Here is a 17,112-nt window from a genome sequence, read left to right as displayed (position 1 = left end):
GATAAACGCTTTCTAAAGTAATGATTCAAATTCTAAGTTGGATATGGGTATTTTCTGGAATATTCCTGATACTGTTAGTTTTGCTTCATAGCCCCAAGGGTGATGGAATGGGCGGGATAGCCGCAAGTGGAAGCTCAATGTTTAATAGTGCAAGTAGTGCTGAAGCGTCCCTTAACAAAATTACTTGGACCTTTTTAGTTATTTTTTTATCTCTCGCAATTATTCTTAGTGCTGGCTGGATTTCATAAGGTTTCAAAAAAAGGGATCATTTTTGGTGATCCCTTTAATTAAAAGTTAATTATTTAACTACTTTATAGTTAATAATCAAAGTCACCACCCATTCCTGGGGCTCCACCTGGAGCAGGTGGATCTTTTTTCTCAGGTAAATCTGCAACTATACATTCAGTGGTTAAAACCATTCCTGCTATTGAAGCAGCATTTTGTAATCCTGAGCGAGTAACTTTTGCAGGATCAACTATACCGGCGGCGGACATATCAACATACTCTCCAGTAGCAGCATTAAATCCATCATTAAATGGCTTAGATTTCACATTCTCAGCAATCACAGCACCATTAGAACCAGCGTTTTCAGCAATCCTCATAAGAGGTGCAGTCAATGAAGCTTCAACAATGTTAGCTCCAATTAGTTCCTCTCCCTCTAAATTTTTATCGGCCCAATCTTTTAAAATTGGAGATAAGTGAGCAAGAGTTGTTCCTCCTCCAGGTACAATCCCTTCTTCAACAGCAGCTTTTGTAGCATTGATAGCATCCTCAAGACGAAGTTTCTTATCCTTCATCTCAGTTTCAGTTGCTGCACCAACCTTAATAACTGCCACTCCTCCAGCTAACTTTGCCAGGCGTTCTTGAAGCTTTTCTTTATCGTAAGAGGAGTCGGTTTCATCCATTTGCTTCTTAATTTGATCACATCTAGCGTTAACTGCTTGCTCATTACCTTCGGCTACTATCGTTGTAGTCTCTTTATTAATAGTAATTCTTCTACCAGTTCCAAGCATATCTAAGGTGGCATTCTCTAACTTCAAGCCCGCATCCTCAGTAATTAGTTGACCATTAGTTAGAACAGCCATATCTTCAAGCATAGCTTTTCTTCTATCACCAAATCCTGGTGCTTTAACTGCTGCAACATTCAACACACCTCTTAATCTATTAACGACAAGTGTGGCTAAAGCCTCTTTTTCTATATCTTCTGCAATAATGACAAGCGGTTTGCCAGTTTTAGCAATTTGTTCCAAAACGGGAACTAAATCTTGTACTAATGCAATTTTCTTATCAGTCAGGAGAATATAGGGTTCATCTAAAACAGCCTCCATTCTCTCTGTATCTGTAGCAAAATAAGGTGAAATGTAACCTTTATCAAAGCGCATTCCCTCTGTAACTTCTAGTTCAGTTGTCATTGATTTTCCCTCTTCTAGAGAAATGACACCTTCTTTACCAACTTTATCCATTGCATTGGCAATCATTTGACCAACTTCATCGTCATTTCCGGCAGCAATGGTTCCGCATTGAGCAATAGCATTACTATCGCTGATAGGTTTGGAATTCTCCTGAATTTTACCAACTAGAAACTCAGTAGCTTTGTCAATACCTTTTTTAAGCGTGATTGCATTAGCTCCAGCTGCAACGTTTCTCAAACCTGCCTTAACCATTGCATGGGCTAAAACTGTAGCAGTAGTAGTACCATCTCCAGCAGCATCATTAGTTTTTGAAGCGGCTTGTCTGATTAATGCAACCCCTGTGTTTTCAATGTGGTCCTCTAATTCAATTTCTTTGGCGATTGTGACACCGTCATTAATAATTTGTGGAGCACCAAATTTTTTCTCTAAAACAACATTTCTTCCTTTTGGTCCAAGCGTGACAGCAACAGACTCAGCAAGGATATCGATTCCTCTCTCGAGCGCTCTACGAGCTTGCTCATTGTAAATAATTCTTTTAGCCATGTTTAGGCAGCAATTTAGTAATAAGTTTTAATAATTTTTGAAACAAATATTTTAGCCTACAACAGCTAAAATATCCTTTTCTGAGAGCAAGACATATTCATCTCCTCCCAATTTGATGTCTGTCCCAGCATATTTGCTGTACAAAACTTTATCGCCAATACTCACTTCTGGAGTTTGTCGAGAACCATCGTCATTAAGTTTCCCAGGACCGACCTGAGCAACTTCTCCCACTTGTGGTTTTTCTTTAGCTGTATCAGGCAAAAGAATGCCCCCAGCAGTTTTTTCCTCAGATGCGGAAACTTTAATAAATATTCTATCTCCCAGTGGTTTTACTGTAGAGACTGTAAGTGAAACAGCAGCCATAGGTTAATGGAGGATCATAATTGAGACGCGTTGCGTCATAAAATGGAAAGAGAATTTCTCAATCCGTATCATCAACAACATAATCTGCGAAGCGGTAATTAAACCATACTTTAACTGTGCGGGTGGCCGAACCCATTTAACGAATCTACCCATTAAGTGGTAGTATTTTCGGATTGTAAGCTGTTTAAATTCAGCTATTCACCACCAAACTATAAAAATGGTAGCAACTCCATCAACTTCTTCACAAACAAAAGGCGTAGTTCGTCAAGTAATTGGTCCAGTTCTAGATGTAGAATTCCCAGCAGGAAAATTACCTAAAATATTAAATGCTTTAAGAATTGAAGCAAAAAATCCTGCTGGACAAGAAATAGCCCTTACAGCAGAGGTTCAACAGCTACTTGGTGATCATAGAGTTAGAGCAGTGGCTATGAGCGGCACAGACGGTCTTGTAAGGGGTATGGAAGCGATTGACACAGGAGCGCCAATTTCTGTACCTGTGGGAGAAGCAACCCTAGGAAGAATATTTAATGTTTTAGGAGAACCAGTAGATGAACAAGGTCCAGTAAAAACTAAAGATACTGCACCAATTCACAGAGCAGCCCCAAAATTAACTGACTTAGAAACTAAGCCAAAAGTTTTCGAAACGGGGATAAAAGTTATCGATCTTTTAGCTCCATACAGACAAGGTGGAAAAGTTGGATTATTTGGAGGAGCTGGCGTTGGGAAGACCGTTCTTATCCAAGAGTTAATTAATAATATTGCGAAGGAACACGGTGGAGTTTCTGTTTTTGGAGGTGTCGGAGAAAGAACTAGAGAAGGGAACGATCTATATGAAGAATTTAAAGAATCAGGAGTGATAAACGCTGACGATTTAACTCAATCAAAAGTTGCCTTATGCTTTGGACAGATGAATGAGCCACCTGGTGCACGAATGAGAGTAGGCTTATCGGCACTAACAATGGCTGAACATTTTAGAGATGTAAACAAACAGGACGTTCTACTTTTTGTTGATAACATTTTTAGATTTGTGCAGGCTGGCTCAGAAGTATCAGCTTTGCTTGGAAGAATGCCTTCTGCCGTTGGATACCAACCAACACTAGGAACTGACGTTGGGGAATTGCAAGAGAGAATCACATCTACATTAGAGGGATCAATAACATCTATTCAGGCTGTTTATGTACCTGCTGATGACCTCACTGATCCTGCCCCAGCAACAACATTTGCCCATCTAGACGCTACCACTGTGCTTGCGAGAGCTCTTGCTGCCAAGGGAATTTATCCAGCAGTTGATCCATTAGACTCAACAAGTACTATGCTTCAACCATCAGTTGTTGGAGATGAGCATTACAAAACAGCTAGAGCTGTTCAATCAACTCTGCAAAGATACAAAGAACTTCAAGACATTATCGCAATTCTGGGTTTAGATGAGCTTTCAGAAGAGGATAGGCTAACAGTAGATAGGGCTAGAAAAATTGAAAAATTCCTTTCACAACCTTTCTTCGTAGCAGAAATATTTACAGGGATGTCTGGTAAATACGTGAAGTTAGAAGACACAATAGCTGGTTTCAATATGATTTTGTCAGGGGAATTGGATGATTTACCAGAACAGGCATTTTACTTAGTTGGTAATATTGATGAAGTCAAAGCAAAGGCTGAAAAATTAAAGTCAGAAAAATAAATATTAACATTTAGTTTTAACCCTCTAATAATTTTAAATAAATGGCAATTTCTCTTAAGGTTTTAGCTCCTAACAAAAATGTTTATCAAGGCGAAGCTGAAGAAGTTATCCTTCCTAGCACTACTGGCCAACTAGGTGTTTTACCAGGACATATTTCTTTAGTTACAGCTATTGATATTGGTGTTTTAAGGCTAAGAATGAATTCTCAGTGGAAATCTATAGCCTTAATGGGTGGCTTCGCTGAAATAGAATCAGATGAGGTAATAGTTTTAGTAAACAACGCAGAAATTGGATCTGAAATTGATGTTCAAAATGCTGAAAAAGATCTTAAAGAGGCAAAATTAGCAATTAGTAAATTTTCTGAAAATGAAAAAAATTCAGAGAAAATTAAAGCCTTGAAAGAGATTTCAAAGGCTGAGGCTAGAATTCAAGCTGCAAAGAACTAAATTTTAAGCAGTTCCACAAAAAGTTACTTCAGGAAACTTTAATTTAGCCTCTTCTAGTTTTTTTGTTTTACCCTCTTCTTGCCAATAATTTATTACTTCTGTAGCTTTATTCAATATCTCAACTCTTTCATTATCTGTAATCCAACCTTTATTCTCTAGTTCAATTTTTAATTTTTCCCAAGCATCATCTCTTGGCCAAAAATAATAAGCAGTTAAAGGGCTTGGGCCTCCACCCACTATTTGATCAACTGCTAAAGCAACATTATCTGGTAACCATAATACCTTAATTATGAACCTGCCTTCATCAGGTTTAGGTGTATAACCAGTAGGAACTCCATCTTCATCAATTGTGGCAGCTGCTAATACAGCTGAAGCTCCCATCATTCCTGAATTAGGAGAAGAATTTTTCGACTTATGGTCATCACTATTTTTTTCTTTTGAATTTTGATTTAACTTATCTGATGAAGTCATTCACTTATTTATGTTTAATAAATAATTTATCAGTTTATGGTCACATTTTGATTAATTTATTCAAAATTTTTTGATTTTAGTTATTGATACTCCCTAAACATAAATTTTATCTATCGTGAGAAACTTCATAAAAATCATAAATTGTAGCTTCTAATGAATCCCAAAGATCTTTAGGGATATCATTTTCTTCTGCAAACATTCCAAGCTGACTAGCCAAACCTCTTGCTTGAATGAGTTTCGAATCATAAGAATCTGAATTATTCATTTTTAAACTTTAAGCTTTATAAAAAATAAATCCATTAACTAGATAAGTCAAATTTTAAAATTCTAAATCAGAAATTTCCTTAAGTGCAGCAATACTTAAAACTTCTGGATTTGTATTTTTGACCAAAACATCATCTTCTATTCTTATACCGATGCCTTTCCATTTTTCGTCAATCTGAGGTTGTCCCTCAGGTACTGGAATCCTATCACTTATATATATCCCAGGTTCTACCGTGAGAATCATTCCATTCTGCAATGGCACTTCATAGTCTCCCATTCTGTATGCTCCAACATCATGAACATCTAAGCCAAGCCAATGTCCAGTTCTATGCATGTAAAGATGTTTATAAGATTGATTCTCAATTATCTCCTCAGTACTGCCTGACAATAAACCAATTTCTTTTAATCCTTCTATAAGTATTGTTAAAGCAACATTATGAACATGACTAGAATTCGATCCCTTTACAGCACTTTTAATTGCATTTTTCTGCGCACTCAATACGATTTCATAGATAACTTTTTGCTCATTCGAAAATTTACCACCAATTGGAATAGTTCTTGTTATGTCTCCATTGTAATAATCAATTAGTGAGCAACCAGCATCCACTAACAATAAATCTTCCTTCTTCAAGGGTGAGTTATTTGAAGTGTAATGCAAAATACAGGCGTTATCTCCTGATGCAACAATTGAGTTATAAGCTGGTCCTCGCGCACCTTTTTCCAGAAAAAATCCCTCTAGGAGACCCTGAATTTGTCTTTCATTTTTCTTTGATGAGATTGATTCTCTAACTAATTCATGAGCTTCTGCTGAGATTTGAATAGCCTCTCTCATTCTCTTAATTTCAAATTCACTTTTAATTAATCTCATCTCATTTAAGTAAATTTCTGGAGATTTTATAGAATTTCCACCAATGCCTAATCTTGAGCGATTTTCAAGTTGTTGTGAAAAAATTTCCAGTATTATTTTCTCAACTGATGGATGCTTACCAATTGAAAAAACGATTTCGTCAGAACCATTTACATAACCTGGCAGTAAATCTCTTAGTTCAGATATTGAGTGAGCCTTGTCAGCATTAAAAATTCTTTCAGCGCCTTCTAAACCCCATCTAAAGCCATGCCAGACTTCGCTCATAACATTTTTAGGAGCAACAAACATAATAAATCTCTCTCCCTTTGGCTTATGCGATAAGAAAAGAGCGATTGCATCTGGCTCATCGAAACCGGTTAAATACCAAAAATTACTATCTTGTCTAAAAGGATATTCACAATCAGCATGATGCTTTACGAGACTAGCACCAGGGATAATAGCAGCTTTTCCATTTAATTTATTGAGGAAGATTTCTCTTCTTTCTTCAAAAACTTTATTTTCAGGTTTAAACATAGATTGAGTATTGGCGTGTTTAAAAAAAAATGGAAGAATGAATTAATACAGATTTAGTAATTAATCTATTTTAATGGAACCAAGTGTTTACGGTTTAATTGTTCTTATAATAATTATCTTAATTGGATCAGCATGTTGTTCGGGAGTAGAAGCTGCTTTTTTAGCTGTAAATTCGATTCGAATTCTAGAGATAGCCTCTAAACAAAAACCAAAGAGTTCTGCAAATCAACTCCTTAAACTTAGAAAACATCTTGGAAGAACATTAACTGTAATTACTATTACTAATAATGGATTTAACATAATTGGAAGTCTTATTTTAGGTGTATATGGAGCATTGGTTATTAATAGTAGTTATGGCCTAACCCTGTTTTCAATTTCTTTTTACATACTAGTCGTACTAGTAGGAGAAGTACTACCTAAGGCTCTTGGTACAAGATTCTCAGTTCAAATAGCATTATTATCAGTTCCTATCTTGAGAATATTGCATACTTTAATGAGGCCATTTTTAGTATTAATAGAACAAATATTTCCAGTTATTACTGCAGAAAATGAAATTTCAACAGATGAAGAAGAAATTAGACAAATGGCAAAAATAGGAAGCCAAAAAGGTTTGATAGAAGCTGATGAAGCAGCAATGATATTTAAGGTTTTTCAATTAAATGATTTAAAGGCTAAAGATTTAATGATCCCTAGAGTATCAGCACCTTGTCTTGATGGGTCTTCGAATCTTGAAGAAATTTCAAAACTTATAATGAGCGATAACTCTCCATGGTGGGTTATTTTGGGAGATAAAGTTGACAAAATACAGGGGGTGGTTCCCCGTGAGAGAATGCTAGCAGAATTAATTAATGGAGAGAATAAAAAATTATTGTCAGAAATTTGCGAACCTGTGGACTACATTCCCGAAATGATTAAGGCAGATCAATTATTAACAAGATTTGACAAGGATCATAAAGGAGTGAAAGTAGTAGTAGATGAATTTGGAGGATTCGTGGGCATTATTGGTGCAGAAGCTGTGTTATCTGTTTTAGCTGGCTGGTGGAAAAAATAAATCATGAAACAATTTAAAATTAAAAAAAATTATTTACTTTTAAAAAATTGGTGGGAGACTATTGATCTTACCAACTATGAAAAAAGTTATTTTAATAAGGACATAATTTCTTTTAATCAACAACTTTTTAGGTTAAAAGAAAAAAAAATAAGAATTGGCGCATATGGTAAATCAGGCGTAGGGAAATCTTCTGTTTTAAATTCTTTATTAGAAAAAGATATATTTAAAACAGATATTATCAACGGGACCACAAGAGAAATTCAGGCTGAAGAATGGAAATTCAAAGATCAATCACTCAACAGTATAGAGTTACTAGATTCTCCAGGATTTGATTTCTGCGATATTAAATTCCCAGATAAAGTTTACTCCTCCATAAATCATTCGGATCTTATTTTATTTATAATTTCGGGAGATTTAAATAGAAATGAGTTAAACGAAATCAGTTCTTTTATAAAAGATGGAAAAAAAATTATTTTAATTTTAAACAAAATCGATCTATTTAATAAAAATGAATTAAAAGAAATAATTGAAAATATAAAGTTTAAGCTTCCAAAAGATTTAAATATTCCAATAATAATTAATAATGAAAACAATCTTAAAAATTACGTAGCAAAATTAATCAATCAATATGGTGAGATACTATTAACACTTAATTCTATTCAATTAGCTGACAAATTTTTTCTGAAACTTAAAGAGCAAAGATTGACAAGAAGGCAGAAATTAGCTCAATCAACTATTGGTAAATTTTCGACTATAAAGGCATCCGCAGTAGCTCTTAATCCTTTTATTTTTTTTGATGTTGCTAGTAGTTTTGCACTAGATACTGCATTGATTAACGAATTAAGTAAGATTTACGGCTTAAAGTTGAAAAGTGAATCTACAAGAAAAATATTTAAAAATATATCCATTAATAATTTATGTTTGGGAATCACTCAAGTCGGAGTTAATACCTCTTTCAACCTTATTAAGAAACTAATTCTTTTGACAGCACCTTTTACTAACGGGCTTTCATTATTACCCTATGGACCCATAGCAATCATTCAAGCTGCAATCGCAGTTTATTCTACAAAAATTCTAGGGAAATTAGCAGCAAAAGAGATATTTTTAAGAAGCAAAGCTTCTTTTATAGAGCCTGCTATTTTGATCAAAAATATGAATTTTAATGACCCAGAGATTTTTAACTACATAAATATTTATTTTTCAAGTAGAAATTTAAATAATAATTTTGTTAGTTTTCTACCTTAAAACTTAAAATGGAAAAAAGCATTGCTTTATTTGGTACGAGTGCTGATCCACCTACAATTGGACACAAAAAAATTCTTGAAGAATTATCCAAAATTTATGCTTTTACCATTAGCTATGTGAGCAACAACCCCCAAAAAAAACACATAGAGGATATCTCAATTCGTAGCCATTTATTAAAAACTCTTATTGATGATTTAGATAATCCGAAAATTTTATTTAATCAAAAAATAAGTAGCCAATGGGCAGTAGAGTCAATCAAAAAATGTAAAGAAATTTATAAATTTAATAATTTAGATTTTGTAATTGGGAGTGATTTAATTAAAGATATTTTCTACTGGAAAGATTTCGACAAAATTATTTTGGAGGTAAGTTTTTTTATAATTTTAAGAGAGGGATATCCTGTTGAATCAAATACTCTTAAATTATTAGAAAATTATAAAGTGAAATTTAAGATTTCAACCATCAAAACTCCAAACATTTCAAGTTCTAAGTTTAGATTAAATTTTAATTGTTCTAATTTACCGTCGTCGTTAATAGATATAGTTAAGAGGAATAATTTATATGAATCCATCAAATTAGTTGAATGAAATTTTTACTTGCCCAAATAAATCCAGTTGTTGGAGATTTAGAGGGTAATGCAAAAAAAATACTTAATATTGCTTCGAAAGCTAGCTCAATTTCTGCTGATTTTGTTCTTACTCCAGAATTATCATTATGGGGATATCCTGCAAATGACTTACTTTTTAAAAAAAATCTTATCAAAAATCAATACCAAATTCTTGATCAATTAGCTTTAGATATTAATAAAAAATTTGGCAACTTAAGCATCTCAATCGGAATAGCTGAGAAGGTAAATGACTCTTTTTTTCCTAATCTTTATAATTCTATTGCGTTGGTTGAGGGCGGTGAATGGAAAATAATTGCTCGGAAAATTATTCTTCCCACTTATGAAGTATTTGATGAGAAAAGATACTTTAGATCAGAAGAAAAAGTTTCCGTATTGATTAAAAAAATTAAAAATAAAACTTGGCGACTTGGCTTTACTATATGTGAGGATTTATGGGTCAACAAAGATATAGAGGGTAGAGGGATCCATAGAAAAAATCCCATTATTGATTTAAAGAAAAAAAAAGTTGATATTTTAGTTAATTTATCAGCCTCCCCATATACTCTGAAAAAATTAGAGCTAAGATCCAAGGTTTCCAGTTTTGCTGCACAATATCTTCAAGTACCACTGATTTATGTCAACCAGATTGGAGCAAATGATAATTTAATTTTTGATGGAAGTAGTTTTATTCTTGATAAGAATGGATCTAAAATTAAGCAATTAAAATCTTTTTCGGAAGATCTCTCCAGCTGGAAAATTGAGCAAACAAAACCTGAAAAAAATGAATTTAAAAACTCCGAAATGTCATCAATTTTTGATGCATTAGTCCTTGGTGTTAAAGATTATGCAAAAAAATGTGGATTTAAAACAGCTTTAGTTGGATTAAGTGGTGGTATTGATTCAGCACTTGTCTCAGCAATTGCTACAGCGGCTCTAGGAAGTGATAATGTTTATTGCGTTTCAATGCCCTCTAAGTGGAGCTCATCTCATTCAAAGAGTGATGCAAAAGATTTAGCAAGAAGATTAAAGATAAGTCTCAAGAGCATTCCAATTGAAAACTTGATGACCTCTTTTGAAGAATCATTTATAAAAAACATATCTTTCGAGATGGCTGAAATAACAAATCAAAATATTCAGTCAAGGATCAGAGGCACACTTCTTATGGCTTTAGCAAATCAAGAAAAGCATTTATTACTCTCAACAGGCAATAAATCAGAACTAGCAGTGGGATATTGCACGCTTTATGGTGATATGAATGGGGGATTATCTGTAATTGGGGATTTATATAAAACTAATGTTTTTAAATTATGTAATTGGCTTGATAGCGAAGATTCAATTAATAGTAGAAAGTTATACATGTTAGATACTAGTTTAGATATAATTGGCGGAAATATACGTAAAAAAGCTCCAAGTGCTGAATTAGGGCCTAATCAATTAGATACTGATTCTCTTCCACCTTACTCTATTTTAGATAAAATTCTTAAAGGAATTATTGAAGAGAAAAAAGATTTACAACAACTGGTAGAAGATGGTTATAAAAAAGATTTAATTTTAAAAATTATCTCACTCATAAAAAAAGCGGAATTTAAAAGAAAGCAGGCTCCTCCAATCCTAAAACTAAGCAGTCAATCTTTAGGAAGTGACTGGAGAGTTCCCATAGCAATATCTTATTAATCACTATAAGAACACTCTTGGATTTTTTTTAAAGGCCGTTTAACTGAATTAAGGTTGATACCTTTTTTGATAGCAAGAATTATGCCTGCAGCTTCTAAATAATTATCAACTTCAAAAAGATTGGGATAATTATAAAACTCATTTGTCACTTTTAATGTATTTTGATTTTTTACAGAGATAATATTTAAACCTTTTTCAATCCCTGCTAGTACTGCTTCTCCTCCTAATGCACCATTAGGAACAACAATCGATTCAATCTGATCAGGGTGAAGTGAGATTGATTCAGTTTTAGAAGGCAATTCAACAATATCAGGTGCATTGCTTAACCCAATCAGTACAGATGGTAAAAAAGTGTATCCTATTTCTTCTGCAGCTGCACGAGGATCTAAATTTACATTCAATTCAATTGGATTTAAAGCAGGTGCGTGAGCACAGGGAACTTTTAAAAATTTGCTTATTAAATGACTTATAACTGCTTCGACTCCAGCAATAGGATCAACCCCTTTTCCCTCTCGATAGATATTTGTTTCTAAAGAATCTGGATCATCTGGAAATTTTGCCACAATTGCTATTGCCGTAACTCCTTTTTCTATTAAACATTTTCCAGCATCAATTAGAGTATCAGGATTTTCAATTTTGCCACAACTGATTTTTGAAGAATCAGAATCAATAACTATGTTTAATGGCTTTCTTGTAATCACATAAGAGTGAACATTAATTCCTAAAGTAGAAACACATGCATCAGCAACTTGTAAATGTCTCGCTAATATTTCTTTTTCAATGGCTGCATCAAAAATTATCCCAATTTTCTGTTGCTTTACCCTTTTTAAAGCGATTTCTCCTTTAGCAAGTCGGTCTAAACTATAACCCTCAACATAAAAAATATTTTTATCTTTTTCAGAAAGATTACCACCATTCATAACATTTGGATGAGTAATTAAACATCCACTTGCCGATGCTAATAATTTAGCGGTTGGAAGTGCATCTCCAGCAAAACCTCCTACTTCACAACCAATACCAGTTGGAACTATGAATATTGTCGGTGAATTTTCCATTATTAAAAATATTTCAATTTATATTTCTTAATTAGCTAAGACAGCTTTAATTTTAAGTTTTTTTGTTCCAAAAGAGTCAATAGAATTTTGGATATCAACAATTGACCATCGAATTAAATCACCTTTTTTTTCTAAATTTGCAGTGATGAATTCCCTTAAATTTTTTACTTTTATTGAAGCTGGCCAATCTAAATAGTAATCAACTGAACTTAATTTCATTTTTGATATTTACCAAATTGATCATTATACAAATCATCTTCGACTTCTTTACCAATAACAATATTCAAATCGGACTTGGGATATGCCACACATAAAAGTGCAAAGCCCTTTTCCCTCAAATCATCATTTAATCCCATAGCATCTTCTTGATCTACAGATCCTTCCAAAATCATGGATGCACAATCTGTACAAACTCCTGAACAACAACTACTTGGTAAATCTATTCCATTCATTTTTGCCGCTGAAATAATATCTTGATCTTCAGAACATAAAAAACTAAAAGTCTTTTGCTCAAATTGAACGTTGATATTGTATTCAGGCATATCCTAAATCTTAATGCTAAACTGCAGAACCTCCTACAACCTCTAATATTTCTTGAGTAATAGCTGCTTGCCTGGCTTTGTTATAGGTTAGATTCAAAGTACTTGCTAATTCTTTAGCATTATCACTTGCATTATTCATAGCAGTCATCCTACAAGCGAGTTCTGAAGCTGCTGACTCTTGAAGAGCTCTTAGCACCTGATTCTGTAAATATAATGGTAATAAGGAATCTAATAGTTGATCAGGACTTTGTTCAAAAACAATATCTGATGGCAACTTCTCTGAATCACTTTTTTCCATACTTGATTTTTCAACAAGTAACTTACTATCTTTTGTAGTCAACCTAAAAATTTCATCGTTTTCCTCAGCAATTCCTTGAGGGTCAAGTGGCAATAGTGTTTGAACGACAGGAGCGCAGCTGACTAGAGTGATGAATTTCGTGTAAATAATTTCCACCCTATCAGAATTTTCTGAGAGAAATTCAGCTAAAATTTCATTTGTTACTCCTTCAGAGTCCTTGACTGTGGGTACCTGTTCTAGTTCTTTGAAAGTACTTTTAATTACATATCTATCCTTTCTATTTTGAAAATATCCAATAGCTTTCTTCCCTACCAAAATTAAATTTGGCTGATACCCTTGTTTGACTAATTCTGAGTATCTTATCTCTACCTTTTTTATTATATTTGTATTGTAACCACCGCATAAACCTCTATCCGCAGTTATGCAAACCAAAGTGATGCTCTTTACTTCTCTCTTGGATAATAGAGGAGAGTCGACAGCCTCAAATTGAACTCTAGATTGGATATTTTCTAAGACCCGTGCAAGTTTATCTGCAAAAGGTCTACTCTTAAGAACTTGATCTTGAGCTCTCCTAACTTTTGCAGCTGCAACAAGTCTCATGGCCTCCGTTATTTTCCTTGTATTTTTAACAGAAACGATTCGATCTCTAATCTCTTTAAGATTTGCCATGGTATCTCCTTAAATAAATTTAAACTGTGGCAAGCATTGATGATTTAACTTCATTTATCACCTCTTTTAGTGTTGCTTCTAATCCATCATTTAATTTCTTCTCTTTAAGAATTTCTTCTATAAATTCTGATTTATTTAACTTTAGGTATTCCCTAAGTTCAGTTGCAAATTTAGTAACATCTTCAACAGGCACCTCATCAATAAGACCTTTAACTCCTGCGTAAACTACTGCAACTTGTTCTGCAAGGTTAAGCGGGGAGAATTGAGGTTGCTTTAATAACTCTCTTAATCTTTTACCTCTTTCAAGTTGTTGCTGAGTTGCTTCATCAAGATCAGATGCAAATTGAGAAAAAGCAGCTAGTTCATCAAACTGTGCGAGTTCTAATTTTAAAGTTCCTGCAATTTTTTTAATTGCTTTTGTCTGAGCAGCACCTCCAACACGGCTAACAGAAATACCTACATTAATAGCGGGTCTTAATCCTGAGTTAAATAAATCTGCACTCAAGAATATTTGTCCATCTGTAATTGAAATAACATTAGTTGGGATGTAGGCCGAAACGTCCCCTGCCTGAGTTTCAATAATTGGAAGAGCTGTCATAGAGCCTCCTCCCATAGCATCAGAAAGTTTTGCTGCTCTTTCAAGTAATCTACTGTGTAAATAGAACACGTCTCCAGGATAAGCTTCTCTTCCTGGTGGTCTTTTTAAAAGAAGAGACATTTGTCTATAAGCCTGAGCTTGTTTTGTTAGATCATCATAAATAACAAGTGTTGCTTTACCCTGATACATAAAATGTTCAGCGATTGCTGCACCGGTATAAGGTGCTAAGTACTGTAAAGCAGCAGGTTCAGAGGCTCCTGCACTAACTACGACTGTATAATCTAGTGCTCCTCTCTCTCTTAATACCTCTACGATGTTTGCTACTGATGCAGACTTCTGACCAATAGCTACGTAAACACAAACCACGTCTTGGCCTTTTTGGTTAATTATCGTATCGATAGCAATAGCAGATTTTCCAGTTTGTCTATCACCAATAATTAATTCTCTTTGACCTCTTCCAACAGGAATCATTGCATCAATAGATGTAATACCTGTTTGCATTGGTTCATGTACTGATCTTCTCTTGATTATTCCAGGAGCCATTTCTTCAATCAATCTAGTATCACTCGTAGGAATTTCCCCTTTCCCATCTATTGGTTGTCCTAGAGGATTAACAACTCTCCCCTGCATTGCTTCACCAACTGGAACAGATGCGATTTTACCTGTGGACTTAACGTTACTTCCTTCTTGGACACCAAGTGCCTCTCCCATCAAAACGGCTCCAACATTATCATCTTCAAGATTTAAAGCTATACCTTCGGTACCATCTTCAAATTCCAATAACTCACCTGCCATGACCTGATCTAAGCCATATATTCTTGCGATGCCATCACCGATTTGCAGAACAGTTCCTACATTGCTAACACTTACAGATTGGTCATAATCAGTTATTTGTTGTTTTAAGATGGAACTGATTTCATCAGGGCGTATAGATACCATGGATTTAAGAATTTAAGGTTGATTTAAAAGTTACTTGGAAAGGGATAAGCCAAGTTTTCTAATTTGTGAAGCAAGGGAAGCATCAATTACTTTTGATCCTACACTGGCGACGAAACCACCAATAAGAGATGGGTCGATTTTAGTTACAAGTTCTAATTTTTCTGTTCCAGCAATATTGATGATCTTTTTGGTAATTAAACCTTTCTGTTCATCAGTAAGCTCGACTGCAGAAGTAACAGTTGCCAAAGCAATATTACTATTTTCTCGGTAAATCTCTAAAAACCTATCAAGAATTGAAGTAAGAATTCCAATTCTTTGCCTATCGGCCAATAATTTTAAGAAATTCAGTAAAGAAGAATTAACCTTATTTGAAAAAATTTCAATAATGATTTTCTTCTTAGCATCTGTCTCTAAAATGGGAGAGGATAATGCCTTCTCCAACTCAGGGGAATCATTTATTAATTCCAAAAGTTGTTTAACCTCAGAAACCATCTCTTCAGTTTGCGAATTTTCATTCACAACTTGAAGTAATGCCTCTGCGTATGGTGTAGTAACTGAATTTAAAAGTGGCATTAGTTCTCCTCAATATTGTAAATTGATTGAGTTACCAAATTTTCTTGTGTTGTTTTATCAAGTCGATTTGGAAGAGATTCTAAAGCTTTCTTAATTGCCAGTTCAACAGCTTCTTTTCGTAGTTGAGAAATTGCTCTAGATGCTTCAGAGCTCTCATCAGAGATTGCACTTTGTTTAATTCGTGCCATCTCCTCTATCGCTTTTTTCTCACTTTCCATTCTGATTGATTCAGATCTTTTAAAAGAATCTGCTTTTATTTGAGAAGCTTTTTCTTCTGCTGAAGATAAATCTTTCTTCGCCTTTTCTAAAGCTTGAGTTGCATTTAGGAGTCGATCTTCAGCATCTTTTAATTCAAGAAGGATTCCTTCTCTCCTTTTTTGAAGCATTTTACCTAAGAAACCAGGTAAAAATTTATAAAGACCGAAAACCACTACAGCCCAATTAAGGATATTAGTTTCGAATAAATTAAAGTTCAATCCAAAACCTTCTGTAGCTAAAAGAGTTAAATTCATTTTTCTAGAATCAATCTATTAACAATAAGTTCGCTTAAATCATCAGCCTGTTTAGAAAGTTGATCACGAGCAGCAGACGTTTGACTTTCAATTTCTAGTCTTGCCTTTTCTTTTGAAACATTTGCTTCATTATTAGCAAGTTCTAGTGCTTCTTTATAAAGCTTGTCAGACTCATTCTCAGCTTCGCTCACAATTCTTTGGGCTTCTGTACGAGCACTTTGAAGCTGAGTTAATAAATCAGCTTCTAATTTTTTAACCTCAGAAAGTTTATTTTTGGCCTCAATAATATTATTACTTACAAACTTTTCTCTTTTTTCTACAACATTGCCAACAGGCTTAAAAAAGAGAGAATTTAATATGTAAGTAAGCGCAACTACTTGTATTGCCATTAATGGCAAAGTGGCATTTATATCAAATAATCCACCTTCTGTAGCACCAAAAAAATTAAAGGCCAACATATGATTCGGTTGAAGTTAAAAAATTAAATTTAAATATTGCTAATAAGAATTAGAAGCAATATTAACTTTTAGGAAAAAGGATTCGCAAAAAGTAGTACCAAAGCCACAACTAATCCGTAAATTGTTAATGACTCCATGAAAGCGAAAGACAAAAGAAGAGTTCCTCTGATTTTACCTTCAGCTTCTGGCTGACGGGCAATACCCTCAACAGCACCTTGAGCTGCGTTACCTTGTCCAAGACCTGGGCCAATAGCACCTAGACCAACTGCTAAACCAGCAGCTACAACTGATGCAGCGGAAGTAATCGAATCCATAATTTTGAAATAAAGAGCT

21 protein-coding genes are annotated in these 17,112 nt (G+C 34.2%); 7 read left to right on the top strand and 14 right to left on the bottom strand.

Features of this window, described 5'->3' with window-relative positions; all coding sequences use genetic code 11:
* The first annotated feature begins 20 nt into the window (after positions 1–20).
* Positions 21–248 (top strand): preprotein translocase subunit SecG, encoded by a 228-nt coding sequence (gene secG, locus JJ842_06840; GenBank protein ID MBO6971626.1) that lies wholly within the window; start codon positions 21–23, stop codon positions 246–248.
* Between the two features lie 69 nt (positions 249–317).
* On the opposite strand, the gene groL is transcribed toward secG, so the two are convergent.
* Together groL and groES are read right to left on the bottom strand one after the other, a co-directional pair.
* The gene (gene groL / locus JJ842_06835; protein ID MBO6971625.1) at positions 318–1,955 is read right to left on the bottom strand and encodes a chaperonin GroEL; all 1,638 of its coding nucleotides are present in this window, start codon (positions 1,953–1,955) and stop codon (positions 318–320) included.
* Between the two features lie 51 nt (positions 1,956–2,006).
* On the bottom strand, positions 2,007–2,318 hold the full coding sequence (groES, locus tag JJ842_06830; GenBank protein ID MBO6971624.1) for a co-chaperone GroES: 312 nt from the start codon (positions 2,316–2,318) through the stop codon (positions 2,007–2,009).
* A 217-nt stretch (positions 2,319–2,535) separates the two neighbouring features.
* Between groES and atpD the strand changes: the two genes are divergently transcribed.
* Positions 2,536–3,996, top strand: coding sequence for a F0F1 ATP synthase subunit beta (atpD, locus tag JJ842_06825; GenBank protein MBO6971623.1), 1,461 nt, complete (start codon positions 2,536–2,538; stop codon positions 3,994–3,996).
* A gap of 41 nt (positions 3,997–4,037) precedes the next feature.
* A complete protein-coding gene (locus JJ842_06820; protein MBO6971622.1) occupies positions 4,038–4,442 on the top strand; it encodes a F0F1 ATP synthase subunit epsilon in 405 nt (134 codons plus the stop codon).
* Positions 4,443–4,445: 3 nt separating this feature from the next.
* Here JJ842_06820 and JJ842_06815 read toward each other — a convergent pair whose 3' ends face one another.
* The 3 genes from JJ842_06815 to JJ842_06805 all read right to left on the bottom strand — a co-directional run bounded on the left by JJ842_06815 (position 4,446) and on the right by JJ842_06805 (position 6,558).
* Entirely contained in the window at positions 4,446–4,913 is a 468-nt protein-coding gene (locus JJ842_06815; GenBank protein ID MBO6971621.1) for a 30S ribosomal protein PSRP-3, read from the bottom strand.
* A gap of 106 nt (positions 4,914–5,019) precedes the next feature.
* Positions 5,020–5,178, bottom strand: coding sequence for a hypothetical protein (locus JJ842_06810; GenBank protein MBO6971620.1), 159 nt, complete (start codon positions 5,176–5,178; stop codon positions 5,020–5,022).
* Between the two features lie 54 nt (positions 5,179–5,232).
* On the bottom strand, positions 5,233–6,558 hold the full coding sequence (locus JJ842_06805) for an aminopeptidase P N-terminal domain-containing protein (GenBank protein MBO6971619.1): 1,326 nt from the start codon (positions 6,556–6,558) through the stop codon (positions 5,233–5,235).
* 73 nt (positions 6,559–6,631) lie between these two features.
* Between JJ842_06805 and JJ842_06800 the strand changes: the two genes are divergently transcribed.
* The 4 genes from JJ842_06800 to JJ842_06785 are packed head-to-tail and all read left to right on the top strand — an operon-like array spanning position 6,632 to position 11,135.
* A complete protein-coding gene (locus JJ842_06800; protein ID MBO6971618.1) occupies positions 6,632–7,609 on the top strand; it encodes a DUF21 domain-containing protein in 978 nt (325 codons plus the stop codon).
* 3 nt (positions 7,610–7,612) lie between these two features.
* Positions 7,613–8,854: a GTP-binding protein gene (locus JJ842_06795; protein MBO6971617.1), complete on the top strand. Its 1,242-nt coding sequence runs from the start codon at positions 7,613–7,615 to the stop codon at positions 8,852–8,854.
* 8 nt (positions 8,855–8,862) lie between these two features.
* On the top strand, positions 8,863–9,441 hold the full coding sequence (locus JJ842_06790) for a nicotinate-nucleotide adenylyltransferase (GenBank protein ID MBO6971616.1): 579 nt from the start codon (positions 8,863–8,865) through the stop codon (positions 9,439–9,441).
* A complete protein-coding gene (locus JJ842_06785) occupies positions 9,438–11,135 on the top strand; it encodes an NAD+ synthase (protein MBO6971615.1) in 1,698 nt (565 codons plus the stop codon). Before JJ842_06790 ends, JJ842_06785 begins: the two co-directional genes overlap by 4 nt.
* Here JJ842_06785 and JJ842_06780 read toward each other — a convergent pair.
* From JJ842_06780 to atpE, 9 genes are all read right to left on the bottom strand, one after another.
* Positions 11,132–12,190 (bottom strand): DUF3326 domain-containing protein, encoded by a 1,059-nt coding sequence (locus JJ842_06780; GenBank protein MBO6971614.1) that lies wholly within the window; start codon positions 12,188–12,190, stop codon positions 11,132–11,134. The two genes, JJ842_06785 and JJ842_06780, sit on opposite strands and share 4 nt — an antisense overlap.
* Before the next feature lie 27 nt (positions 12,191–12,217).
* On the bottom strand, positions 12,218–12,409 hold the full coding sequence (locus JJ842_06775; protein MBO6971613.1) for a hypothetical protein: 192 nt from the start codon (positions 12,407–12,409) through the stop codon (positions 12,218–12,220).
* Positions 12,406–12,732: a 2Fe-2S iron-sulfur cluster binding domain-containing protein gene (locus JJ842_06770; protein ID MBO6971612.1), complete on the bottom strand. Its 327-nt coding sequence runs from the start codon at positions 12,730–12,732 to the stop codon at positions 12,406–12,408. The genes JJ842_06775 and JJ842_06770 overlap by 4 nt, the downstream gene beginning before the upstream one ends.
* Positions 12,733–12,748: 16 nt before the next feature.
* Positions 12,749–13,699 carry a F0F1 ATP synthase subunit gamma gene (locus JJ842_06765; GenBank protein ID MBO6971611.1) on the bottom strand — a complete coding sequence of 317 codons (951 nt, stop codon included), beginning with the start codon at positions 13,697–13,699 and terminating at the stop codon, positions 12,749–12,751.
* A gap of 19 nt (positions 13,700–13,718) precedes the next feature.
* The gene (gene atpA / locus JJ842_06760; protein ID MBO6971610.1) at positions 13,719–15,236 is read right to left on the bottom strand and encodes a F0F1 ATP synthase subunit alpha; all 1,518 of its coding nucleotides are present in this window, start codon (positions 15,234–15,236) and stop codon (positions 13,719–13,721) included.
* Between the two features lie 30 nt (positions 15,237–15,266).
* Complete coding sequence (locus JJ842_06755; protein MBO6971609.1) at positions 15,267–15,809, bottom strand: F0F1 ATP synthase subunit delta; 543 nt, start codon at positions 15,807–15,809, stop codon at positions 15,267–15,269.
* Positions 15,809–16,321 (bottom strand): F0F1 ATP synthase subunit B, encoded by a 513-nt coding sequence (locus JJ842_06750; protein ID MBO6971608.1) that lies wholly within the window; start codon positions 16,319–16,321, stop codon positions 15,809–15,811. The genes JJ842_06755 and JJ842_06750 overlap by 1 nt, the downstream gene beginning before the upstream one ends.
* A complete protein-coding gene (locus JJ842_06745) occupies positions 16,318–16,779 on the bottom strand; it encodes a F0F1 ATP synthase subunit B' (GenBank protein ID MBO6971607.1) in 462 nt (153 codons plus the stop codon). Before JJ842_06745 ends, JJ842_06750 begins: the two co-directional genes overlap by 4 nt.
* A gap of 68 nt (positions 16,780–16,847) precedes the next feature.
* Positions 16,848–17,093, bottom strand: coding sequence for an ATP synthase F0 subunit C (atpE, locus tag JJ842_06740; protein ID MBO6971606.1), 246 nt, complete (start codon positions 17,091–17,093; stop codon positions 16,848–16,850).
* Positions 17,094–17,112: the final 19 nt, after the last annotated feature.

This window comes from Prochlorococcus marinus CUG1433 (genome assembly GCA_017644425.1).
Classification (GTDB): Bacteria; Cyanobacteriota; Cyanobacteriia; order PCC-6307; family Cyanobiaceae; genus Prochlorococcus_A; species Prochlorococcus_A marinus_U.
Note: the sequence above shows the minus strand (reverse complement) of the source record. Positions and strands in the feature narration are given on the sequence as shown.